This window comes from Pedobacter sp., from assembly GCF_965279535.1.
In the GTDB taxonomy this organism is placed as follows: Bacteria; Bacteroidota; Bacteroidia; order Sphingobacteriales; family Sphingobacteriaceae; genus Pedobacter.
In genome coordinates, this window is record NZ_OZ257244.1 from 2,531,620 (window position 1) to 2,553,001 (window position 21,382).

Below are 21,382 nucleotides of genomic sequence, written 5' to 3' on the forward strand. Positions count from 1 at the left end.
AAAGTTAAAACTAATTTCTTAGTTATCCAAATTTTAAAGAAGATTTTTGAAGGCAAATTAGGCCCGGCTGAGCCTGTAAATACGAGAAAACAAAGATTATATGGTAATCAGATCATTTTTAATGCCATAAACAACAAGACCAGTGCGCGACTTGATGTTAAGTTTGGCAAATAAAGATTCACGATAGTTATCAACTGTTCGCGGGCTAACGTTCATTTGATCTGCGATTTCTTTATAAGTTAATTCGGTACTGCAATGCTGCAGGAAACTAAGCTCCCTGGCTGTAAATATTGGTCTGGCGTCTCCGTCTTTGAGCGCTACCAATAATCGGCCAGAAACCAGCTCATTTACGTAAAAACCTTTATCCATTATTGCTTTAATGGCAATGAGTAAGTCGGATGGTGTAGATTCTTTAAGCATATAACCTCCTGCACCCGCCTTTAACATCCCTATGATAGCTTTTTCATCTTCCAGCATACTCAATGCAAGCACATGAACATTCGGGTATTCCTCTTTTATCCATTTAGTTGCGGCATATCCATCCATGATTGGCATGCTAATGTCCATTAGAATAAGGTCTGTAAGTGGATTTGACTTAATTTTAGTTTGCAAATCGGCACCATTTGTTGCTTCAAAAACAACCTCAATTTCGTCAAACTCTTCTAAAAGACTAGCTAAGCCCGACCTAAAAAGTGTATGGTCATCTACAATTGCAATAGATATGATAGCGTTCTTCATAATTATTTAAGGATAGGGGATCTCCAGAGAAATTGATGTTCCCTGGCCAACAGCCGAATTTAATATTAATTTTCCATTGATCATCTCCATTCTTTTATGAATTGAATTTAATCCCATCCCAGCATTATTTTTCCTTGCTTCATTGTAATCGAAACCAATACCATTTTCAGAAATATGAATAAAAAGCTTATCATTTTCCATAAAAGATTTGATTTCGATGTGCGTTGCCTGAGCGTGTTTGATGATATTATTAAGGATTTCTTGTATTAAACGAAGAATAATTAAATCTTTATCTGGCGAGGATTGCTCAAACTTAAGGAGATCATTCTGGGCTTTAATCTCAAATACTCCACTTTTATTGAGCCAGTTTAATTCTTGTTCTATGGCATGCCCTATACCATCAGAAACCAGTTGCTCTCCATGCAACAATTTAGCCAGCTCCCTCAATTCTTTAATAGACTTGTTAACGAGCGACAAGGAATTTTCGATTTTTTTAGCCGCCTTTTCGGTTTCGTCCAGATTTACAGAATTTAGCGTAAGTGTAGTTAAGCTTAGCAGTTGTCCAACGTTATCGTGAAGTTCTGTGGCAATACTCTGCATGGTTTGATCCTGAACCTCAACCCTGGCTTTAAGCATTTCAGATTCAAATATCTCCCGCATAAGCAGCTTCTCTGCGTGGTGATTCTTTTTATGCCTGTTATAGGATCTAATGTATAAAATTAGAAACACAGGCATGAGTAAGAATATCAAAGTTGATATGACAACTAAGACTGCAATTTTCGCTGTTTCATTCTGCATATAAAGGAATAAACCCAAAAGCTATGTAAAATTAAATTTAATACAATATAGATGATATATCTTAATGGTAACCAGTTTAAAACCCTAACACTAAACATTCCATCGAAGATATTAGCCATGGTACTACCGAAATAATAGAATAAGACACCGGTAATCCACCAGAATTCGGGATGACTTTTTAGTGTGATGTAATGCTCATCACGCAATAATAAGTAGTAATAGTAAAGAGCATAAACAGTAAAAAGCACCGACATTACATTTACACTTAGCACATTGTATTGCTTTGCGCCATTAATGATTACAGACAGGCCATAGCTTCCATATATTAGTATGACTCCTATGGCAACTATATTTCTGGGATTGATATATTCCCGCAAGCAATGCCATAATCCATATAGAATAAATCCGGCTTCGAAAAAAATAAACAAATTAAACCACCAAAGGTTATTGATTTTCCGATGACTCAAAAAACTGCCATAGCTCTCAAAAAGCAGGGCTATGGCAATATAAAGCAATAATATCTTCCAGAAGCTTTTTTTATCTTTAATCAATAGCAATGTAGCAGTTATTAAACTGACGATTTCGATAATAATAATCGGACTTGGAAGTTTCATCGATTAAAGAATAACACCTTCACATTTGTCAGGACAAAGCTCACCTCTGTTTTCAATATCCTCGGGGTCATCCTCGTGCCCACCACCATCTGTTCCCTCTAACTTTGGATATGTTGGCACCAATAAGACTGTATTTCTACCATCATAAGATGTGGGAACACCCTCTAACTGACCAGACACATACTGTGCAAAATAAATCCGGAGTCCATCTCCACCCTTTTCCTTTAACTTTTCGGCAATGCTAATAATCTGTTCGGCGGGGAACCAAACAGCCTTCGAATAAGATTTGGGGGTATATTGGAAGGTTTCTTTGGCATAAGCATCTACCATTTTTTTTGCAGCCTCTTCAGGCACATTTCTTTCGTTTTCAGTATTAATCATGTTTGTTTGGGTTTTTGATAAAAATCGAAAAATATATGGGCATTGACAAATGTATCCGATTTATTTCTATACCGTAAAAACACCTTTTTAATTAGGGTCATTAAACCCTTACACATAAAATGCAATGTACTTAGTTTTGTGTATCACAGTTCAAACAAACACTTAGTACTTAAAAAAATCAGGCGATGATAAACAGTATCTTATTACAAGAAAATCAAGTTGCGATTAGTGAAAGAGAAGTTGAGATCGTACACCTATTATCAATGGGGTATAACAGCAAAGAAATAGGTGAAATGTTATTTATCAGTGAACATACCGTAAATACCCACCGGCGGAACATGGTGAGAAAACTTGATCTTAAAAATTCTTACCAGTTAATTGTATGGGCATTTAAAGAAAAAATATTGTCCTTTTAAGGCCAACGTGCCATGGATAACGCATCTCGAAAAGCAAAGCCTGCATTTTGACATCCCTTCAAAATTGCGGGCTTTTGTATTTATATATTTATAGCTTATACACTTACTTAATGCTTTTCTTACTTACAATTACATAACCTATCAAAAATAAAATCACAGCGTAAATCAGACTGGTGATGATTTCTGATGTAAAAACCGGGAACTGAAGTGGATCAGCTGTCTTTTTTGCTTCATTTGTAATCCTCAGAGCTAAAGTTGGATGACTATAAGGAATAAAATAAGCATACTTCCAACCTACATTGGCCGTAATCAGCCCCATAATGGTACCCACAAATCCGATTCCCATGGGCTTTAAGAAATCACTCCAAAGTAAGCTAAACACAAATTGAAGAGAGAGTATCCCTAACGAGGATAGAAAAATTTTACCATAATACTTGAATAATATGGGAATTGGATTATACCCGCTGAAACTGTACCGGGGAACTAAAACCTGAAGCAAATGGCCAAATGCAACAGTTAGCGCAGCAAAAAGAAAGAGGCAAATAAGAATGGTTAATATTGCAAATACGTATTTCGCTGCATAAATAGAAAATCTATTTAATGGTTGTGCAAACAGGGTTTTCCAGGTATCATTTTTATGCTCAATATTGCTAATAGAAAAAGCCATAAAAATTACATAAAAAGGCATTATGAGCATCCCCATCACGCCTAATGCGTTGCCGCTATATCTTCCCCACAAGGCCATTGCAGGATAATTTAGCTTTAATATTTTTTCGGAATCGGTATAAAAGCCAAAAGAAATTAAGCCACATATAATAACCGGAAGTAAGATGGCAGCCCAAAAAGCCAGGGTTTTTCTCGACTTATAAAACTCCGAAACCAGGGAAATGTATAAAGCGTGCATATCAGTTGCCTTTGGTAATTTCTAGAAATAAATTTTCGAGATCTTTTTTCTGCTGATGGAGTGCAGTAACAACAAATCCATCCTTAATCAACATTGTATTAACTTTCCCGCTATCACTTGGAGACAGGTAAGGCGTTGTAATCGTATTCAAATCATGTGACAATACTTCAATACCATTATCCTTTAAAAAAGCTGAGGCTTTACCTCCATCGTTTACTGCTATCTCTAAAACAGGTTTATTCAATTGCTGAAGTTCGGCAATTGTACCTTGAAAAAGTAACTCCCCTTTATTGATAATTCCTACGTGCGTAGCCACACGCTCAATTTCGGCAAGTAAATGGCTGGATACCAAAATTGTTTTTTGATGTTTTGAGGCTAGCTCTACCATCAGGTTCCGTATCTCAATGATACCATTTGGATCTAATCCGTTAGTAGGTTCATCCAAAAGGAGCATTTCAGGATCTGAAATTAAGGCAAGGGCTATCCCTAATCTTTGCTTCATTCCCAATGAATATTCTTTTGCTTTTTTATTGGCGGCGGCCGTTAAATCAACAAGTTGCAACATTTCGGCTGCCTTTCGCTTTGAAATACCTAAAAGTATGCACCTGTTAATTAGATTTTCTCTGCCAGATAAATGGCCATAAATAGCAGGTTGCTCAACCAGAGCACCTACTTTTTTGAGTATCGCTATACGATTATGATTGATTTCCTTACCGAAAACGAATACTTTATCGGCAGGTGATTTTAACAGATTGAGCAGAATCTTTATTGTAGTGGTTTTTCCAGCCCCGTTAGGACCAAGAAATCCATAAATGCTTCCTTTCGGAACCTGTAGTGACAAGTTTTTTATAACAACCTGATTCCCGAACTTAAAGTTAAGATCTACAGTTTCGATTGCATATTTGCTCATTTCTTATTTGAAAACAGCAGATACTTGTTTAACGATAGATGTTTTTGCAGGTTTTACCACTACTTCAGCATCATTTTGTGTATTACTAACGGTTAAGAATAATACGAACATGACAAATACTGGTAATAACATTAATAAGAAAGGCGAGGTATTGGATAATTTTTTCATGACAAGGTTATTTAGTTTTTCGGTAGATAACAGGACATCTGCGTTTACCGCCTGGTTATTGGTTAAGTATGCAGCTGTTGTTTTCATTTTGTTTTCGTTTTGATGATTCAAAGAAACTCAAGAAAAATTACCTGCGAAAATCTATTATACCAAGTGTTCAAGATTCTAGATAAACGGGCATTTTTGGCGTTTGTCGATAAATTTTGCCATTTCGCCTGTTCGTAGAAAAAAAATGCCCGTTCGTAGATTGTCTTATCTCAAACTTTAAAACTTTCTTTATTTTGGATGCATCTAAGATTATAGTGTTATAATCTCAACTTTGATTATTATATGAATAAAAGTAAAGGCCCGGTAGTACTGCATTCCCTTTTTTGGAGTTTGATCATTCTTTTTTTAATCATCATTACCATATTTGAGAAAGAACCACATACGATGAAAGACTACTTTCTCTCGTATGGAGTTTTAGGGATCCTGAATGTCTCTATCTTTTACATCAACTACATCATCCTGATACCAGGTTTGATCAAAAAACGAAAAAAATATTGGCTTTATTTACTTTGCTTTCTATTATTGATGGTAACAACGAGTTTTGTTAAAACCATTGTTGCTGTTTTAAATCCTACCGAGTTACTTCACTATTCGATGAATGGAAAAATAGAAGAAGTATCAGTTACCAACTTTTTCTTTACCCGATTTTTCGTCATTGGTTTTTTCCTCGTTGCCAGTTGTATTATCAAATTCACATTAGACTGGTTTTCTAACGAGCGCATCCAGCGCAACCTGGAAAGCGAGCGCAGAGAAATGGAACTTCAGTTTTTAAAATCTCAGTTGAATCCACACTTCTTATTTAACTCTTTAAATAATATTTATTCTTTAGCGTACCAGAAATCAGATAAAACTGCAGATGCAATTATGAAGCTTTCAGAAATTATGCGATACATGATTTATGAAAGCAATACCCCAACTGTAGCGCTTAATAAGGAAGTAGATTATCTAACCAGCTACATTGAGCTACAAAAGATAAGATTTAAAGATGGCGCGTACATAGAACTTAGCCTGAACGGAGAAATTGACAACCAGCAGATTGTACCATTAATGCTAATTTCATTTGTTGAAAATGCTTTCAAACATGGTGTTGTAACAGACCCGAACGATCCGGTTAAAATCAATATTATTGCCAATCAGAAAATACTGCATTTTAGTGTAGTGAATAAAAAAAATCAGCAAAATAAGGATGCCCAGGGCGGTGTTGGTTTAACAAACGTAGAACGGAGATTACAGTTGGTTTATCCTGAAAGATATAAATTAAATGTTGTAAATTCGTCTACGCATTATACCTGTGAACTGATGATTGATATTTAGTTTCTAAAATTGATCAACCTATAGACCCCTATTTCAAAATGAACCTAAACTGCATTGTTGTTGATGATGAGCCTTTAGCGCTCGATATTTTACAAGATTATATTTCTAAAGTTCCCTTTTTAACGTTGGTAAAGAGATGCGAAAACCCTATTGAGGCTTTGCAAATTGTTCAAGCCGGGGGAATTGATCTGGTATTTTTAGACATTCAGATGCCTGAATTAACCGGGATACAATTTCTAAAAATTGCGGGAAATAAATGCCATTTTATTTTGACAACGGCCTATCCTCAATATGCGCTGGAAAGCTATGATTTAAATGTTTCGGATTATTTATTGAAGCCTATTGCTTTCGATCGCTTCTACAAAGCTGTGGAGAAAGTTCATAACCAGTTTAAACCTGCAGATGTTCCAGTAAGTATTGCGCAACCGCTGGTAACGGCAGCACCGTTTTCAGCATCAACCAACCCGGTTCAGGACTTCATTTTTGTAAAAACAGAGCATAAAATACAGAAGATATATCTTCACGATATCCTGTACATTGAGGGCCTGAAAGATTACATTTCCATTTTCACAAAGGATGAGCGGGTGATAACATTACAAAGTATGAAGAAAATGGAAGAGGCTTTACCGGCTAGCCAATTCATCAGGGTACATAAATCTTATATTGTAGCGATAGATAAAATTGAAAGTATTGAACGCAGCCGAATAACCATTTCAAACAAAATTATTCCGGTGGGCGACACCTATCGTGACGAATTCTTTAGGGTAATCGGAAATAAAAATATCTGATCTTTGAATTAAAGTTGCTTTAAAAGCTGTTTGATTTCGTTCTCTGCCTCAATGGTTATTTCGTTAGGCGATTTTCCTTCCGGCTCGATGGGCTGTAATACAGTCCATTTTATTGCATTCCCTGTAGATAAAGGAAACTTGCCGAATCTAACTATTTTCCAGGAATTCTCAATTGCTACCGGAACCACTACAGCATTTGGAACGGCCTTTAACAAGGTAGCTATTCCTCCGAATTGAAAGGTTTTAACTTTCCCATCTTTTGCCCTGGTACCTTCGGGGAAGATAACGGTACTCCAGTTGTTTTCTTTCATTCTTCTGCCAAGCTTAAGAATCTCCATGATGGCCTGCTTATTATCCTTTCTATCGATATTTGCTCCACCACCTAATCTTAAGTTAATTGAAATAGAAGGTATTCCTTTGGTTAATTCTATTTTAGAAATAAACTTAGCATGGTGTTTTCTTAAAAACCAGATCAATGCAGGGATATCGTACATGCTTTGATGATTGGCAGCAAAAATAATGGGCCGATCAGTTGGGAGCTTATAATTGTTCCTAAACGAAATAGAGTTGCACAGAAACAGCTGGGAATAAGTGAGAAAGAAATTGAGGATGTCTACTGAAAGTTTATGTGCTTTATAGCCGAAAAATTTGTGGCAAATCCATTGAATGGGATGAAAAATAGCCAGCATTAACCCAAAGGATAAATAAAAAACAGGGCTCAACAGATATCCGAAAAATTTCCTCATCAACTATTATTTTTAGGCGACAAAGATAAGCATTACAATTCTCCGTTTAAAATCATGATTTTTACTCTTAAAATAGCCGCAACACTCATTGAATCGGTGATTTCACCCTTTGTAACCATATCATACGCAGTTTCAAAAGATACCTTTTTAATTTCCAGCTGTTCAGTTTCTTCGGGCATTGGAATACCTTGTATTAAGTTCCTGGCGACATAAATAATCGAAAGTTCGTCGCTAACAGAGTTAGAAAGATGCATGCGCTGAATCTCTATCCAGCTTTCTGCGCTCATACCTGTTTCCTCCAATAACTCTCTTCTGGCACTTTCCAAAGGTTCTTCATCTAATGGACCGCCCCCTTCCGGAATCTCCCAGCTGTAAGCTTTCATGGGATATCGGTATTGGCCTACCAGCCAGGTATTATATTCTTCATCGAGCGCTAAAATGCCGATTGCATAATTTTTAAAATGAACCTCTCCATAAATCCCTTTTCCACCCGATGGATTGATTACCTGATGTTCGGTGAGTCTAATCCAATTGTTATCATATTTAACCTCGCTCTCTAATGTTTTCCAGGGGTTTTCTTCTTTCATGTTGCAATATACTCAGGAATCGTCAGTTTTTAAGTAACAAAAAAAGGCGCTTAATTAAGCGCCTTATATTTTTAAAATGAACCTTCATCAGGACGATTATCCTGCTGGTCATCTTTCTTTTTCTTGTTAAAGTTAAATGTATTTTTTCCGAAGCGGTAAGAGAATGTTAAGTTACCCATCGTTCCCTGCATTCTGCGTTGAAAATCGATATATGTGAAATTATCATCGGTAGTCATGCTCCATCTTCTGGTATTAAATACATCACGAACGTTGAAGCTTAAAGAAGCTTTTTTGTTCGGAAAATCATATTTGGCTCCTGCATCTAAACCGTACATTGCATTTCGTCTTCCCTGAGCCATTACTTCAGGTGCACGATAATCTCCTCTCATTTGAAGCGAAACATTTTTTGCTACCGTTAAGTTCGCGGTTAAGTTTGCATTCCAGCTAAATCCGCTTCTATCAGCAATATTGAACCGCGCATCACCATCAAATTTACTTTGATAAAGGTTTACATTAGTGGTAAAGTTTAAATCCTTAATTAAGTCAAACCTTCCAATCAGTTCTAATCCGCTATTAATCTGCTGTGTTAAATTTTGTGGTGTTGTAGTGATAATTCCGGAGGCATCTGGCACACTTCTCACCCTTTGAATTACATCATTAGTTTGACGGAAGTAAAGGCTTGAGGTTAATGTTACTTTTTTCCAATATTTACTGTAGCCCAATTCAAATGAGTGAACATCTTCAGGTAATAGATTTGGATTTCCAGCTCTGTAATTTAAAGGTTCAGAAACATCAAGGAATGGGTTTGTATCCCATGGACGTGGGCGATTAACACGCCTGGTATAACTTAACTGTAATTGTTGCTCGCCTTTTAATTTCTGCGTTAAGAAAACACTTGGATAAAGCCTTTTGTAATGAATATTGCCTTCGTTACCCGTTAAAATATTATTCTGATAGCCTTGAAGGTAAGTATCTAAACGGGCGTCTTCTGCACGTAAACCCAATTGATAGCCAAAATCTTTGATTTGGTTCTGATAATTCAAATAAAGGGCATGAACCTGGTCTTTACTGTTAAAATCATTAATAAGCTTATTGTTTTGAACATACACATTGGTATTAACCAAAACAGAATCGGCGTATTGATCATTATTTCCCAGACGAATCTGACTTCGGTAACCAGCTTCCATTTTTCCGGCTTTACCTAACGGAAGAGTATAATCTAACTGAATGTTGTAATTTGTATTGTCTCCTGTGTTTGTGATTCGTTGCAAGCTCGGATTCAAGTTTACAGTATTCCCATTTAAGTTGGTAACGTTTGTATTGTAAGTTTGATAATTATTATTTGTTCCGTTCGAATAGCCGAAGTTAAAAGTCAATTCTTCTTTTGGTTTTTTAAACTTCTGATTAAAATCGAGGTTTAGGTCATAACTGTTACCATCACCGGTAGTAGCATTATTTCTATTACTCAATAAAACAGGATTTAAAGCCGTACCTAACTGGTTAATATTAATTAGCTCATCCCGATCATTCACTCTGTTATTAAATCCTCCAGAGAGACTTAAAACGCTTTTAGGAGCAAGGTAATAATCCAGACCTGCTTTCACATTATGTCCTTTATCAAGGGAATTTGTTGAAGTGTTTTGATTGGCAAAAGCAGTTGAGTTTGTAGAATTGAGGTACGTGATATCCTGAAATCCACCGCCTAAACGATTGCCATAACGATAGCTATAATTGCCGTACAAATTTACTTTACTGTTCTGAAAACTCAAGTTGGTATTTGCGTTATAATTATCTCGATTTCCGGCTGTTAAGGCTGCTGAACCATTGAAACCCAGCTTGGTATTTTTCTTTAACACAATATTGATAATACCAGATTGCCCCTCTGCATCGTATTTAGCAGAAGGATTGGTAATTACCTCAACACTCTCTATTGAACTGGCAGGTATTGACTGTAAAATCTGCGCCACGTTTCCTCCTGCAATTAATGAAGGCTTACCATCAATTAAAACTTTAACACCAGATGATCCTCTTAAGCTTACATTACCATCTATATCAGTAGAAACTGAGGGTACGTTTTGCAATAAATCGCCGGCAGAGCCACCTTCACTTACCAAACTTTGATCTACAGAAAAAACTTTTTTATCAATCCCCATTTGCATGGCGGCCTTTTGTCCTGTTACCGTTACTTCACTTAATACATTACCTTTTGACGCATTCATTTTAATTTCTCCAAAGTTTATGGTTCCGGAATTTGCTGTGATGGTAATATTGTCTCTTACCATGGTTTGGTAACCAACGAAACTGATTTTGAAAGTAAATGTACCGGCTGGTACATCGGTCATGGTAAATGCACCATTTACATCTGTTTGTGCTACTTTAGCATTGGCCTTTGTTGCTTTATTAATGAGTACAGCTGTGGCAAAAGGAATGGTTTCATTTGTCTGGGCATCCTTAAGCACACCCGTAATTTTGGCCTTACCAGCCTGGGCAAATACTTGTGCAGTTAAGATTGCAAATAACAGGGTTAACTTTATAATTTTAGATTGGAATACTTTCATTAAAAATTGAGTTTTTGTGTGTTTTTGTAAAGGGAGACAAAGTAACGGCAAGGAAGTTTAATTAGAGTGCAGTAACTATTTTATTACAGCTATTTCAGCGTAATATTTTTGTTGGCATTTAAAGCTTTATGCATAAGCAATTGTTGCCTGAAGGCATTTAATGGCAATATATTAGGGCAATATCCATTACCGTCAGATAAAAAACATTTTTTGTACAGTAGAGTTTAAAAACCACCGGATTGTTACTTTTGTCTTTATCATGAAGAAAATACTAATTGTTGATGATTTACATCCTGTTTTTAAAGAAAAAGCCATAGCCCTGGGTTACCAGGTTGATGATGAACCACAAATTACCCGTCAGCAAACTTTAAACAGAATTAAAGATTATCACGGTATTGCAGTTAGAACTAAATTCCGCATTGACCGGGAATTATTTGATGCGGCTCCGAATCTGACATTTGTTGCCCGGGCAGGTGCCGGATTAGATAATATCGATGATAAGATTGCTTTTGAGCGGAATATTCAACTTATAAATGCTCCGGAAGGAAATTGTGATGCTGTTGGTGAACATGCAACAGGAATGCTGTTATCCTTAATGAATAACTTTCGCCCTGCGGATATAGAGATAAGAAATGGGATCTGGGATAGAGAGGGGAACAGAGGGTATGAGCTTAAAGGAAAGAAAGTTGGTATCATTGGTTATGGCTTTATGGGGCAAAGTTTTGCAAAAAAACTTGCAGGCTTTGAAGTGGATGTAATGGCTTATGACAAATATAAAACAGGCTTCTCTGATGCTTTTGCACGTGAGGTGAGCATGGAAGAAATTGTAAAACACAGTGATGTTTTAAGCCTTCATATTCCTTTAACTGCAGAAACCCGCCAAATGGTGAATGACGAATACTTCTTTCATTTCAAAAAGCCTATATTTTTTATCAATACCGCCAGAGGTGAGATTGTGGATACATTAGCGGTATTAAAGAATATTTCGGCTGGTAAAATTCTTGGAGCCGGTTTGGATGTTTTACAAACTGAAAAGTTTCCGGCTTTGGGAGAGCAACCTTGGTATAACGATCTAAAAGCTAATGAAAAAGTTATTTTAACACCCCATGTTGGCGGTTGGACGTTTGATTCTTATCGGAAGATTTCCGAAGTCTTAGCTGAAAAGCTCGGGAATTTAAGCGTCTAAAATAAAAAAGCCTCCACAAAGTGGAGGCTCAAGAATCCCGATTCTCATCAGGATGCACAGTATATTTTTAAACCGTTTCTTCCGAAACGAATTTTGCTGATGCAAAATCACGGTTCATGCGGGCAATATTTTCTAAAGAAATTCCTTTAGGACATTCCGCTTCACAAGCACCTGTGTTGGTACAATTACCAAAGCCTTCTGCATCCATTTGAGCTACCATGCTTTGTACACGACGGTAACGCTCTGGCTGACCTTGAGGTAATAATGCCAATTGAGAGATTTTTGCAGATACGAAAAGCATTGCAGAAGCATTTTTACAAGTAGCTACGCAAGCACCACAACCAATACAGGCCGCAGCTTCGAAAGCCGCATCAGCTTGCATTTTAGGAATTGGCAAGTTGTTTGCATCTTGTGCATTACCAGTATTTACAGAGATAAAACCTCCTGCTGCAATTACTCTGTCAAACGCAGAACGATCAACTGTTAAATCCTTTACTACCGGGAATGCAGCAGCTCTCCAAGGTTCTACAACAATGGTATCACCATCTTTGAATGAACGCATATGCAACTGGCAGGTAGTTACTAAATCTTTTGGCCCGTGAGGACGACCGTTGATAAACATTGAGCACATTCCGCAAATTCCCTCGCGACAATCGTGATCAAATACAATCGGTTCTTCACCTTTATTAATTAATTGTTCGTTTAATACATCGAACATCTCTAAGAAAGACATATCCGGTGAAATATCGGCCAATTTATAATCCACCAAAGCACCTTTGGTTTTGTTATTTTTTTGACGCCAAACTTTTAGCGTTAAGTTCATATTTCCTGTACTCATGATATTGAGATTTAAGTATCAAGTAGCGAGAATCAAGTATCAAGATATTGTTCAAGTCTTGATACTTGATACTTACGTCTTGCTACTATTTATAACTTCTTTGTGCTACTTTAATATTTTCAAACTTCAACTCTTCTTTATGAAGCTCAAAGTTTACACCTTCTTTAAATTCCCAGGCGGCTACATAAGCGTAGTTTACATCATCACGTAATGCTTCGCCTTCTTCCGTTTGATACTCTTCACGGAAGTGACCTCCACAACTTTCGTTACGGTTTAAAGCATCGATACACATTAACTCACCTAGTTCAATAAAATCTGCCACTCGACCAGCTTTTTCCAATTCTGTGTTTAACTCGTCAGCTGTTCCAGGTACACGAACATCTCTCCAGAATTCTGCGCGTAAAGCTCTGATTTCTTCGATAGCTTCTTTTAAACCTTTTTCATTACGTGCCATACCACATTTCTCCCACATGATGTGGCCTAAACGTTTGTGAAAATGATCTACTGATTTTGTTCCTTTAATATTGATTAAAGTATTTAAAATTCCCTTAGCCCTTGCTTCCGCTTCTACGAATGCAGGGTGATCTGTAGGAATAGCTTTTACTGAAATTTCTTTTGATAAATATGCACCAATAGTATATGGAAGAACGAAATAACCATCAGCTAAACCTTGCATCAAGGCTGAAGCACCTAAACGGTTAGCGCCGTGATCTGAGAAGTTAGCCTCACCAGTACAATATAAACCAGGTACTGAAGTCATTAAATTATAATCTACCCAAAGACCACCCATTGTATAGTGAACCGCTGGATAAATACGCATTGGCGTTTCATATGGATCTTCTCCTGTAATCTGCGCATACATATCGAAAAGGTTACCATATTTTTCTTTTATAACAGCAGTACCTAAACGCATGCAAGTTTCTTTATCAGGATTGTGGTTACCTGCTTTGGCAGCTTCAATACGGCCATAACGCTCCGTATTCGCTTTAAAATCCAGGTAAACTGCCAGTTTAGAAGCACCTACACCGTAACCTGCATCACAACGTTCTTTAGCTGCACGGGATGCCACATCACGCGGCACAAGGTTACCGAAAGCAGGGTAACGACGCTCTAAATAATAATCTCTTTCATCTTCAGGAATTTCTGAAGCCTTACGGTTATCATCTTTCTTTTTAGGCACCCAAATACGACCATCGTTACGTAACGACTCTGACATTAGGGTTAACTTAGACTGGTGATCTCCGGAAACCGGAATACAAGTAGGGTGAATTTGAGTATAGCAAGGATTTGCAAAATAAGCACCTTGTTTGTGTGCTTTCCACGCTGCTGTAACATTACTACCCATTGCATTGGTAGATAGATAGAATACGTTTCCGTAACCACCTGTTCCTAATACAACTGCATGACCGAAATGGCGCTCAATTTCTCCTGTGATTAAGTTACGGGCAATGATACCACGTGCCTTACCATCGATTTTAACCACCTCCAGCATTTCATGACGGGTATACATTTCTACTTTACCCATACCAATCTGGCGTTCTAAAGCAGAATATGCACCTAATAATAATTGCTGGCCTGTTTGACCTGCTGCATAGAAAGTACGTTGAACCTGAGTACCACCGAACGAGCGGTTATCTAACAAACCACCATATTCACGTGCTAAAGGAACACCCTGAGCTACACATTGATCTATAATGTTCGCACTCACTTCTGCCAAACGATGTACGTTTGCTTCGCGGGCACGGTAATCACCACCTTTAATGGTATCGTAAAATAAACGGTAAACACTGTCACCATCATTTTGATAATTTTTTGCTGCGTTGATACCACCTTGAGCTGCAATTGAGTGCGCTCTACGAGGTGAATCCTGGAAACAGAAACATTTTACTTTGTAACCCATTTCGGCAAGGGTTGCTGCTGCCGAAGCACCTGCTAAACCTGAACCTACAATAATTACTTCAATTGTTCTTTTGTTTGATGGGTTAACCAAAGGCACAGAAGACTTATACTTAGTCCATTTACTGGTTAATTCGCCTTCCGGAATATTTGAATTAATATCTGACATATCTTTTGTGCTAAAAATTAATGAACTAAACCTGCATAAACTGCAATTGGCATCGCTGCAAAAAGCAACGAAATGATGATAGAATACCAAACGCCAACACTTTTAATGATTCCATTGTATTTGCTATGGTTCCAACCCAAAGTTTGGAATGCAGAAGCAAAACCGTGCAATAAGTGATAGCAAAGTGATACCATAGCCAACGTGTAAAGAATCACGATCCAGATATTTTGGAATGTTAGCGCCATTACTGCATATAAATCTTCGTGACCATTTGCATCTACAGTTGGGATACCCGTAAAACGAGACACTACCCAAAAGTTAGACAAGTGAACAATAAGAAAAATTAACAATAAAGTACCTAATAAGCCCATTGAACGGCTATACCATTTACTATTTGCGTTACCTGCATTAACGGCATATTTAACTGGGCGGGCCTTCTGATTTTGAAGTGTTAACCTCAAAGCCTGAAAAATGTGTGCCAATAAGCCCACAAACAACACAATTTCACCAGCCCGGATAATCCAGTTTGAAGCCATAAAATGTGCGCCAATGTTAAATGTTAAGCCACCGTCGTTAAAAAATATTAACGCATTAATAAAACAGTGTACAATTAAAAAAAGTACCAGGAATAAACCTGTAATACCCATGATGAATTTCTTCCCTATTGAAGAAGAAAATGCATTACCGAAACCACTCATTTGATTAGGATTTATATCTATTTTTCTGCAAAAGTATTTAATTATGAGTTTAATTTATAAACGATTATGACAAAACAACGATAAACTATTTATTTAGAAACATTCTAAGATAAATATGGTGGTTTTCTTTAAAATCAGATTAGAAAATACTCGAATTGTGCGTAAAACTGATTTTGAGCCTTTAAATCCGTTAAACGTTTTAGTAAAAATGAGCTGTATAAGGATTTAAAATCCAATAATCAATACGCTCTTTTGTAAATGATTTATTTAAAATTTTGCATCCATAAAAAAAGTCCCAGCCAAACGGCTGGGACTTTTTACGATTTATGTAATTGAGTTCTATTAAGCTACTTTAACATTTACCGCGTTTAGGCCTTTTCTACCTTCTTCTACATCGTAGGTTACGGTGTCATTCTCGCGAATGTTGTCGATTAAGCCTGAAGCATGAACGAAGATTTCGCTATCACCATTAGCTGGCACGATAAATCCAAAACCTTTTGTTTCATTGAAAAATTTTACTGTTCCTTGTTGCATTATATTGTATTTAATTTGTACAAAGGTAACTTTAAATAAATCGGAAACCTATTAATTATTGTATTCATTTTTAAAATATGCGATTAAACCTAAATGAACGCTATTTTAACATATAATTTTGGCTTATAAATTATTAAAATTCAGGAATTATAAATGCTGAAACCCTTTCAAAACAGGGCATTAACTTTCTTTTTCTGCTTAAAACACTTTAAGAGAACCGATAAAATTTACATATACATTAATTCTTCCGTTTTAATATGGGTGATTTCCAGTTCAGGTGTTAATTGAACTGTGAAAGGCTGATTTTGCTTTGGTGTACCATAACTCAATATTAATGCATCAGCAACCATTTCATGGAGCACCAATTTTGGGCTCACATAGGTAAGAGAAACCACATGCGCTGCTTTATTTAACAAATCTGAGGCATGAATATGAAGTTCAGCAGAATCAAACAAAATAGGCTGACCATAATGATTAAACAAATTGGGTGTCTGATTTCCTAAGGTTTCTATAGTATCCACTACTGCAGCATTCAATTTACGATTTAAAACCTTCGCCTTTTCATTATGGCGACACATTTGTTCGAAAGTATGCAGACTTTGATTCAAATTGTAGATTTTAGACTGCTGCTGAAACGCGCGGTAACTATCATGAAATATCCGTCTTTCAAAATCTGTTTTACACATAAAGTTGAAATATTGTTTAGCGCTAAGTTTAATGTAAGCTAAAGCCATAATAATCGGTTTTGATGCTAATCGAATCTGGGTTGTTAATCCTGCTGTAGTTAATTTTAATAGTTTTTAAATGATATTTAAGAACGAAACTAAATGCTAATGATGAAATTTGAATGAATAATTGTTCACATTCTCTTCAGGGCAAAAAAAAAACGCCTTCGAATGGAAGGCGCTTTAATAAATCTTTGCTTTAACTATTGAGCTGGGAAACTGAAATTGAAAGTTCCCTGTGCACTCACTCCTGACATGTAAATCATGTTATTTCTGGTTTGAGGTAATGCTTTTTGAACATCAGCAACACTGTTTACAGGCACCCCGTTTACTTTTGTAATGATTAATCCTTTTTCAACACCAATATTATCAAAAGCCTTTCCAGTAACAACAGAACTTACTACCACACCACTATTGATACCAAACTTAGTTTTTTGTGCTGTTGTTGCAGGAACAAAGGTTGCACCAAGCTTAGAAACTTCTACTGCCTTTGCTGTGCTTGTAGCAACAACACCTACACTTGATTCGCCTTTTAAGGTGATGGCATAATCTTTTAACGAACCGTCCCTTAAAACAGTTAATTTCACTTTATCACCTGGATTTAATCTTCCGATTTTTTCCTGAAGATCCGGAGAATCATAAACGGTAATACCATCAACTTTTTTAATAATATCGCCAGCTTTAATACCTGCTGCTGCTGCCGCACCGTTTGGCACTACATCACTGATATACAAGCCTGTTGTTTCGGTAGTTTTAACATCTTTATTGTTATAATCGCCACCAAGCGGAGCAAAGCTTACGCCAATATAACCTCTTTTAACTGAGCCATATTTCATAAAATCGTCTACAATTTTTCTGGCTAAATTAACCGGGATTGCAAAACCATAACCCTGATTATAACCGCTTTGAGAAGCAATTGCGGAGTTAATACCAATTAACTCTCCATTGGCATTAACCAATGCACCACCACTATTACCCGGGTTAATTGCAGCATCTGTTTGGATAAAAGATTCGATACTGCTATTCATGGCAGAAGCAGGTAATTTACCTGTACGGTTAAATTGCTGTACTTCTTCTTCAGAAAGGTTTTCCAATTGTTCTTGTTGTTGCTCGCGTCCAATGATTCCAATACTACGTGCTTTAGCACTTACAATACCTGCTGTAACCGTAGTATTCAAATCCAATGGATAACCTACAGCCAAAACCCACTCTCCAACCTGTACATTATCTGAATTACCCATTTTTACAACCGGCAAATTGTTGGCACTAACTTTAATTAAAGCTAAATCGGTATTTGGATCACGTCCGATCACTTTAGCTTCAACTTTACGTCTATCAGTTAAAATTACCTCTACCTTATCTGCATTTTCAACTACGTGGTTATTCGTTACTATATATCCATCCTGGCTGATGATTACACCTGAGCCTGATGCAGCCCTTGGTTGTCGCTGCATTTGGCGGCCACGACCTCCAAAAAAATCATCGAACATATCAAATGGTGAAGATCCACCTTGCGCGCCACCTTTAGCAGCATATGTGGTTTTAATGTGCACTACCCCTGGTGCTACCGCAGCGGCAGCCTGGGTGAAATCAGCTGTACCCGCTGATGAGATTTTTAAAGGGTTATTGGCAAAATACAAATCTTGTTTTTCAGAAATTGTCCCGCCAATCTGGTTACGCTCAAATAATTTGTAACCCCCAACTGCGGCTGCACCACCTATAAATGCAGCTAACACTGTAATTCCTAATATTTTTTTCATGTGTCTTGATATTTATTCTTTTATTAAAAAAGATTGCGAGAGCTTTCTATTCACTTTGATTTAAGCAGATTGCTCTGGCAGTTTTTATCTGCTCAAATTTTCTTTCTTTAGTTTATTCAAATTTAATACCATATAAACGATATTTGCATATGTAAAGCACTTGATTTGGTGTTAAAAAATGTTAAATTATAAAACCCTATCCAGATAATGCTTTCTGCAACTCAAATATTGCATTTTAAAATGAAGATTAAATGAAAATTAATTTCTATAAATACCAGGGTGCCGGCAACGATTTTATTTTAATAGATCACACTGAAAGCCCCATTAAAAACATTGATAATGAAATGGTTGCAAATCTTTGTCACAGAAGATTTGGGATTGGCGCTGATGGGTTAATGTTCCTGACCTCACACGATCAGTACGATTTTGAAATGCATTACTTTAATGCAGATGGAAATCTGGGCAGTATGTGTGGAAATGGTGGAAGATGTATTGTGGCTTTTGCCAAACAACTGGGTATTATCGATAAGGAAACGAACTTTTTGGCAGTTGACGGGCCTCACTATGCCAGAATTTCTGAAAATGGCGAATGGGTGGATCTGCAAATGATTGACGTAGAAAGCATTGATCAGGATAATGAGGCTTATATTTTAAATACAGGATCACCTCACTATGTTGCGCTAACAAGCGATTTAAAGGATCTGGATGTTTTTCATGAGGGACAAAAAATCAGATACAATGATACCTATAAAGAAAAAGGAATCAATGTAAATTTCGTTGAAGATAAGGGAGATCACTTGTTTGTTCGCACCTATGAACGTGGAGTTGAAGACGAAACCTATGCCTGTGGAACGGGTGTTACTGCTGTAGCCATGGCCATGGCCAAACATAAAGGACAAACCGGTCACATTAAAACCGATATTAAAGTTTTAGGTGGCGACATTAAAATCGAATTTGATTACGATGGGAAAATTTTTACCCATGTTTTTCTATGTGGTCCCGCAAAACTCGTGTTTGAGGGTGAGGTGGATTAAACAATCAGATTTAAGATCGCAAAAAACACAGTCTGTTTAGTGTGTAAAAAATACACTAAGCAGAGCTGTAAAACAGACGATTTCCAGAAATTTAGTGTGAATAAAACTGAACATTCCAAGTGTTTTTAACAGGTTTTAACATCTGTCGCAATATATTTACACTCCCGGATTTACCAAAAAACTTACGCTATAAGCTTAAAAAAGAGCCAATTAAGCCTTACTATGGAGTTTTTTAATCAAAAAATAAATCAATCGATTGATTAAATGACAGAACTTGGACAGATTTATTTTTTTTTAGGCGCTATTTTTGGGCGCTTATTTAGTGATCAGATCCTTAATCTCTGATAGCGCTTTTAACTCCAGAATTTAAATTTAAACACACAAGAATAGATCCATGAGAAAAGTAACAACTCTCTTATTTAGCTTAAGTATAGGTATGCTTTTGGCGTCATGTGGAAACAGCGATGAAGCAAAGAAAGCTGCCGCCGCTGCTGCCGCAGGTCCACAAGCCTACCCTGTTTTTACAGTAAGTACACAATCAACCGAACTTAATTCAGATTATCCGGCTACTGTAGAAGGTATCCAAAATGTTGATATCCGTCCTAAAGTAGATGGCTTTATTGAGGAAATATTTGTTGATGAAGGTGCGATGGTAAAAAAGGGACAATTGCTTTTCACCATTAATGCACCTCAATACGAGCAACAGGTTAGAACTGCTAAAGCGGCTATTAGTAGTGCTGAAGCAGATGTTAATGCAGCTCAACTACAGGTAAATAAAACTAAACCCCTGGTAGAAAAGGACATCATCAGCAAATTTGACTTGCAATCGGCTCAATTAACTTTACAAAGCAGAAGAGCTGCACTTGCGCAAGCAAAAGCAGAATTGGTAAATGCTCAGGTAAATTTAGGTTATACCAGAATTACCAGCCCTGTTGATGGTGTTGTAGGAAGTATCCCTTTTAAAGCCGGTAGTTTGGTAAGTAGCGCAAGTACAGAGCCATTAACAACGGTTTCAAATATCTCGAAAGTATATGCTTACTTCTCATTGAATGAAAAGCAGCTGTTAGACTTTTCTAAAACCTATAAAGGGAAAACACTTGCAGAGCAAATGAAAAATATACCCGCAGTTAGCCTTGTGCTCGCTGATGGAACTCCTTATGCTCAAAATGGTAAAATTGAATCTATCATTGGGCAAATTAATACTGCCACGGGTTCGGTTAGGCTGAGAGCTACTTTCCCTAATCCAATTGCGTTATTGAAAAACGGTGCAAGTGCATCAGTTCGCATCCCGCAGGCGGTAGATAACGGAATTCTGATCCCTCAAAAATCTACAATGGATTTGCAAGGAAAGAAATTTGTGTACGTTTTGGGTGATTCTTCGAAAGTTGTAAGTACCGAAGTAGAAATTATGGACCTTTCAAAGGATAAATTTTACGTAGTAACCAAAGGCCTGAAGCAAGGCGATAAAGTTGTACTTGAAGGTTTCCAATCGTTAAAAGACGGAACTAAAATTAAACCGGAAGAGCAGAGTGCCGATGCCGTTTATGCTGATTTAAAGAAATAATATCCGAT

At 36.9% G+C, this 21,382-nt stretch carries 22 protein-coding genes; 6 read left to right on the forward strand and 16 right to left on the reverse strand.

Annotation, left to right across the window (positions count from 1 at the left end):
* Positions 1 to 96 precede the first annotated feature (96 nt).
* The 4 genes from ACQY77_RS10080 to ACQY77_RS10095 all read right to left on the reverse strand — a co-directional run bounded on the left by ACQY77_RS10080 (position 97) and on the right by ACQY77_RS10095 (position 2,531).
* On the reverse strand, positions 97 to 738 hold the full coding sequence (locus tag ACQY77_RS10080) for a response regulator (RefSeq protein ID WP_421942271.1): 642 nt from the start codon (positions 736 to 738) through the stop codon (positions 97 to 99).
* Between the two features lie 6 nt (positions 739 to 744).
* Entirely contained in the window at positions 745 to 1,398 is a 654-nt protein-coding gene (locus ACQY77_RS10085; protein ID WP_421942270.1) for a sensor histidine kinase, read from the reverse strand.
* Positions 1,399 to 1,502: 104 nt separating this feature from the next.
* Positions 1,503 to 2,150 carry a hypothetical protein gene (locus tag ACQY77_RS10090; RefSeq protein ID WP_421942269.1) on the reverse strand — a complete coding sequence of 216 codons (648 nt, stop codon included), beginning with the start codon at positions 2,148 to 2,150 and terminating at the stop codon, positions 1,503 to 1,505.
* Between the two features lie 3 nt (positions 2,151 to 2,153).
* On the reverse strand, positions 2,154 to 2,531 hold the full coding sequence (locus ACQY77_RS10095; protein WP_421942268.1) for a hypothetical protein: 378 nt from the start codon (positions 2,529 to 2,531) through the stop codon (positions 2,154 to 2,156).
* Between the two features lie 185 nt (positions 2,532 to 2,716).
* On the opposite strand from ACQY77_RS10095, the gene ACQY77_RS10100 reads away from it, so the two are divergent.
* Complete coding sequence (locus tag ACQY77_RS10100) at positions 2,717 to 2,947, forward strand: response regulator transcription factor (protein ID WP_421942267.1); 231 nt, start codon at positions 2,717 to 2,719, stop codon at positions 2,945 to 2,947.
* A 103-nt stretch (positions 2,948 to 3,050) separates the two neighbouring features.
* Here the strand turns inward: ACQY77_RS10100 and ACQY77_RS10105 are convergent, their stop codons facing one another.
* The 3 genes from ACQY77_RS10105 to ACQY77_RS10115 are packed head-to-tail and all read right to left on the reverse strand — an operon-like array spanning position 3,051 to position 5,016.
* Positions 3,051 to 3,851 (reverse strand): ABC transporter permease, encoded by an 801-nt coding sequence (locus ACQY77_RS10105; protein ID WP_421942266.1) that lies wholly within the window; start codon positions 3,849 to 3,851, stop codon positions 3,051 to 3,053.
* A gap of 1 nt (position 3,852) precedes the next feature.
* A complete protein-coding gene (locus tag ACQY77_RS10110; RefSeq protein ID WP_421942265.1) occupies positions 3,853 to 4,761 on the reverse strand; it encodes an ABC transporter ATP-binding protein in 909 nt (302 codons plus the stop codon).
* Positions 4,762 to 4,764: 3 nt separating this feature from the next.
* Complete coding sequence (locus ACQY77_RS10115) at positions 4,765 to 5,016, reverse strand: hypothetical protein (RefSeq protein ID WP_421942264.1); 252 nt, start codon at positions 5,014 to 5,016, stop codon at positions 4,765 to 4,767.
* A gap of 243 nt (positions 5,017 to 5,259) precedes the next feature.
* Here ACQY77_RS10115 and ACQY77_RS10120 point away from each other — a divergent pair, with 243 nt between their 5' ends.
* Together ACQY77_RS10120 and ACQY77_RS10125 are read left to right on the forward strand one after the other, a co-directional pair.
* Entirely contained in the window at positions 5,260 to 6,291 is a 1,032-nt protein-coding gene (locus ACQY77_RS10120) for a sensor histidine kinase (RefSeq protein ID WP_421942263.1), read from the forward strand.
* A 38-nt stretch (positions 6,292 to 6,329) separates the two neighbouring features.
* Positions 6,330 to 7,079 carry a LytR/AlgR family response regulator transcription factor gene (locus ACQY77_RS10125; protein WP_421942262.1) on the forward strand — a complete coding sequence of 250 codons (750 nt, stop codon included), beginning with the start codon at positions 6,330 to 6,332 and terminating at the stop codon, positions 7,077 to 7,079.
* Between the two features lie 8 nt (positions 7,080 to 7,087).
* On the opposite strand, the gene ACQY77_RS10130 is transcribed toward ACQY77_RS10125, so the two are convergent.
* The 3 genes from ACQY77_RS10130 to ACQY77_RS10140 all read right to left on the reverse strand — a co-directional run bounded on the left by ACQY77_RS10130 (position 7,088) and on the right by ACQY77_RS10140 (position 10,970).
* Positions 7,088 to 7,825 carry a lysophospholipid acyltransferase family protein gene (locus ACQY77_RS10130; RefSeq protein ID WP_421942261.1) on the reverse strand — a complete coding sequence of 246 codons (738 nt, stop codon included), beginning with the start codon at positions 7,823 to 7,825 and terminating at the stop codon, positions 7,088 to 7,090.
* A 32-nt stretch (positions 7,826 to 7,857) separates the two neighbouring features.
* A complete protein-coding gene (locus ACQY77_RS10135; RefSeq protein WP_421942260.1) occupies positions 7,858 to 8,412 on the reverse strand; it encodes an NUDIX domain-containing protein in 555 nt (184 codons plus the stop codon).
* 71 nt (positions 8,413 to 8,483) lie between these two features.
* Positions 8,484 to 10,970, reverse strand: a complete 2,487-nt coding sequence (locus ACQY77_RS10140; RefSeq protein WP_421942259.1) for a TonB-dependent receptor domain-containing protein — start codon at positions 10,968 to 10,970, stop codon at positions 8,484 to 8,486.
* Between the two features lie 259 nt (positions 10,971 to 11,229).
* Between ACQY77_RS10140 and ACQY77_RS10145 the strand changes: the two genes are divergently transcribed.
* On the forward strand, positions 11,230 to 12,156 hold the full coding sequence (locus ACQY77_RS10145) for an NAD(P)-dependent oxidoreductase (protein WP_421942258.1): 927 nt from the start codon (positions 11,230 to 11,232) through the stop codon (positions 12,154 to 12,156).
* 67 nt (positions 12,157 to 12,223) lie between these two features.
* Here ACQY77_RS10145 and ACQY77_RS10150 read toward each other — a convergent pair whose 3' ends face one another.
* From ACQY77_RS10150 to ACQY77_RS10175, 6 genes are all read right to left on the reverse strand, one after another.
* Complete coding sequence (locus tag ACQY77_RS10150; RefSeq protein WP_421942257.1) at positions 12,224 to 12,994, reverse strand: succinate dehydrogenase/fumarate reductase iron-sulfur subunit; 771 nt, start codon at positions 12,992 to 12,994, stop codon at positions 12,224 to 12,226.
* Between the two features lie 85 nt (positions 12,995 to 13,079).
* Complete coding sequence (locus ACQY77_RS10155; RefSeq protein ID WP_421942256.1) at positions 13,080 to 15,059, reverse strand: fumarate reductase/succinate dehydrogenase flavoprotein subunit; 1,980 nt, start codon at positions 15,057 to 15,059, stop codon at positions 13,080 to 13,082.
* 17 nt (positions 15,060 to 15,076) lie between these two features.
* Entirely contained in the window at positions 15,077 to 15,757 is a 681-nt protein-coding gene (locus tag ACQY77_RS10160; RefSeq protein WP_421942255.1) for a succinate dehydrogenase cytochrome b subunit, read from the reverse strand.
* A gap of 342 nt (positions 15,758 to 16,099) precedes the next feature.
* The gene (locus ACQY77_RS10165; protein ID WP_090882055.1) at positions 16,100 to 16,291 is read right to left on the reverse strand and encodes a cold-shock protein; all 192 of its coding nucleotides are present in this window, start codon (positions 16,289 to 16,291) and stop codon (positions 16,100 to 16,102) included.
* A gap of 227 nt (positions 16,292 to 16,518) precedes the next feature.
* Positions 16,519 to 17,025, reverse strand: a complete 507-nt coding sequence (locus ACQY77_RS10170; protein WP_421942254.1) for a hypothetical protein — start codon at positions 17,023 to 17,025, stop codon at positions 16,519 to 16,521.
* Between the two features lie 194 nt (positions 17,026 to 17,219).
* The gene (locus ACQY77_RS10175) at positions 17,220 to 18,776 is read right to left on the reverse strand and encodes a trypsin-like peptidase domain-containing protein (RefSeq protein ID WP_421942253.1); all 1,557 of its coding nucleotides are present in this window, start codon (positions 18,774 to 18,776) and stop codon (positions 17,220 to 17,222) included.
* Positions 18,777 to 19,027: 251 nt separating this feature from the next.
* Here ACQY77_RS10175 and dapF point away from each other — a divergent pair, with 251 nt between their 5' ends.
* Complete coding sequence (gene dapF / locus ACQY77_RS10180; RefSeq protein WP_421942252.1) at positions 19,028 to 19,810, forward strand: diaminopimelate epimerase; 783 nt, start codon at positions 19,028 to 19,030, stop codon at positions 19,808 to 19,810.
* A gap of 394 nt (positions 19,811 to 20,204) precedes the next feature.
* Positions 20,205 to 21,374, forward strand: a complete 1,170-nt coding sequence (locus ACQY77_RS10185; protein WP_421942251.1) for an efflux RND transporter periplasmic adaptor subunit — start codon at positions 20,205 to 20,207, stop codon at positions 21,372 to 21,374.
* The last annotated feature ends 8 nt before the right edge of the window (positions 21,375 to 21,382 follow it).

What these genes read in the sequence shown, in the direction of transcription:
- ACQY77_RS10130 (WP_421942261.1), bottom strand. Translation starts at nt 7,825, where the DNA reads ATGAGGAAATTTTTCGGATATCTGTTGAGCCCTGTTTTTTATTTATCC.
- ACQY77_RS10140 (WP_421942259.1), bottom strand. Translation starts at nt 10,970, where the DNA reads ATGAAAGTATTCCAATCTAAAATTATAAAGTTAACCCTGTTATTTGCA.
- ACQY77_RS10185 (WP_421942251.1), top strand. Translation starts at nt 20,205, where the DNA reads ATGAGAAAAGTAACAACTCTCTTATTTAGCTTAAGTATAGGTATGCTT.
- ACQY77_RS10090 (WP_421942269.1), bottom strand. Translation starts at nt 2,150, where the DNA reads ATGAAACTTCCAAGTCCGATTATTATTATCGAAATCGTCAGTTTAATA.
- dapF (WP_421942252.1), top strand. Translation starts at nt 19,028, where the DNA reads ATGAAAATTAATTTCTATAAATACCAGGGTGCCGGCAACGATTTTATT.
- ACQY77_RS10150 (WP_421942257.1), bottom strand. Translation starts at nt 12,994, where the DNA reads ATGAGTACAGGAAATATGAACTTAACGCTAAAAGTTTGGCGTCAAAAA.
- ACQY77_RS10170 (WP_421942254.1), bottom strand. Translation starts at nt 17,025, where the DNA reads ATGGCTTTAGCTTACATTAAACTTAGCGCTAAACAATATTTCAACTTT.
- ACQY77_RS10100 (WP_421942267.1), top strand. Translation starts at nt 2,717, where the DNA reads ATGATAAACAGTATCTTATTACAAGAAAATCAAGTTGCGATTAGTGAA.
- ACQY77_RS10135 (WP_421942260.1), bottom strand. Translation starts at nt 8,412, where the DNA reads ATGAAAGAAGAAAACCCCTGGAAAACATTAGAGAGCGAGGTTAAATAT.
- ACQY77_RS10095 (WP_421942268.1), bottom strand. Translation starts at nt 2,531, where the DNA reads ATGATTAATACTGAAAACGAAAGAAATGTGCCTGAAGAGGCTGCAAAA.
- ACQY77_RS10125 (WP_421942262.1), top strand. Translation starts at nt 6,330, where the DNA reads ATGAACCTAAACTGCATTGTTGTTGATGATGAGCCTTTAGCGCTCGAT.
- ACQY77_RS10145 (WP_421942258.1), top strand. Translation starts at nt 11,230, where the DNA reads ATGAAGAAAATACTAATTGTTGATGATTTACATCCTGTTTTTAAAGAA.
- ACQY77_RS10105 (WP_421942266.1), bottom strand. Translation starts at nt 3,851, where the DNA reads ATGCACGCTTTATACATTTCCCTGGTTTCGGAGTTTTATAAGTCGAGA.
- ACQY77_RS10175 (WP_421942253.1), bottom strand. Translation starts at nt 18,776, where the DNA reads ATGAAAAAAATATTAGGAATTACAGTGTTAGCTGCATTTATAGGTGGT.
- ACQY77_RS10115 (WP_421942264.1), bottom strand. Translation starts at nt 5,016, where the DNA reads ATGAAAACAACAGCTGCATACTTAACCAATAACCAGGCGGTAAACGCA.
- ACQY77_RS10110 (WP_421942265.1), bottom strand. Translation starts at nt 4,761, where the DNA reads ATGAGCAAATATGCAATCGAAACTGTAGATCTTAACTTTAAGTTCGGG.
- ACQY77_RS10165 (WP_090882055.1), bottom strand. Translation starts at nt 16,291, where the DNA reads ATGCAACAAGGAACAGTAAAATTTTTCAATGAAACAAAAGGTTTTGGA.
- ACQY77_RS10160 (WP_421942255.1), bottom strand. Translation starts at nt 15,757, where the DNA reads ATGAGTGGTTTCGGTAATGCATTTTCTTCTTCAATAGGGAAGAAATTC.
- ACQY77_RS10080 (WP_421942271.1), bottom strand. Translation starts at nt 738, where the DNA reads ATGAAGAACGCTATCATATCTATTGCAATTGTAGATGACCATACACTT.
- ACQY77_RS10155 (WP_421942256.1), bottom strand. Translation starts at nt 15,059, where the DNA reads ATGTCAGATATTAATTCAAATATTCCGGAAGGCGAATTAACCAGTAAA.
- ACQY77_RS10085 (WP_421942270.1), bottom strand. Translation starts at nt 1,398, where the DNA reads ATGCGGGAGATATTTGAATCTGAAATGCTTAAAGCCAGGGTTGAGGTT.
- ACQY77_RS10120 (WP_421942263.1), top strand. Translation starts at nt 5,260, where the DNA reads ATGAATAAAAGTAAAGGCCCGGTAGTACTGCATTCCCTTTTTTGGAGT.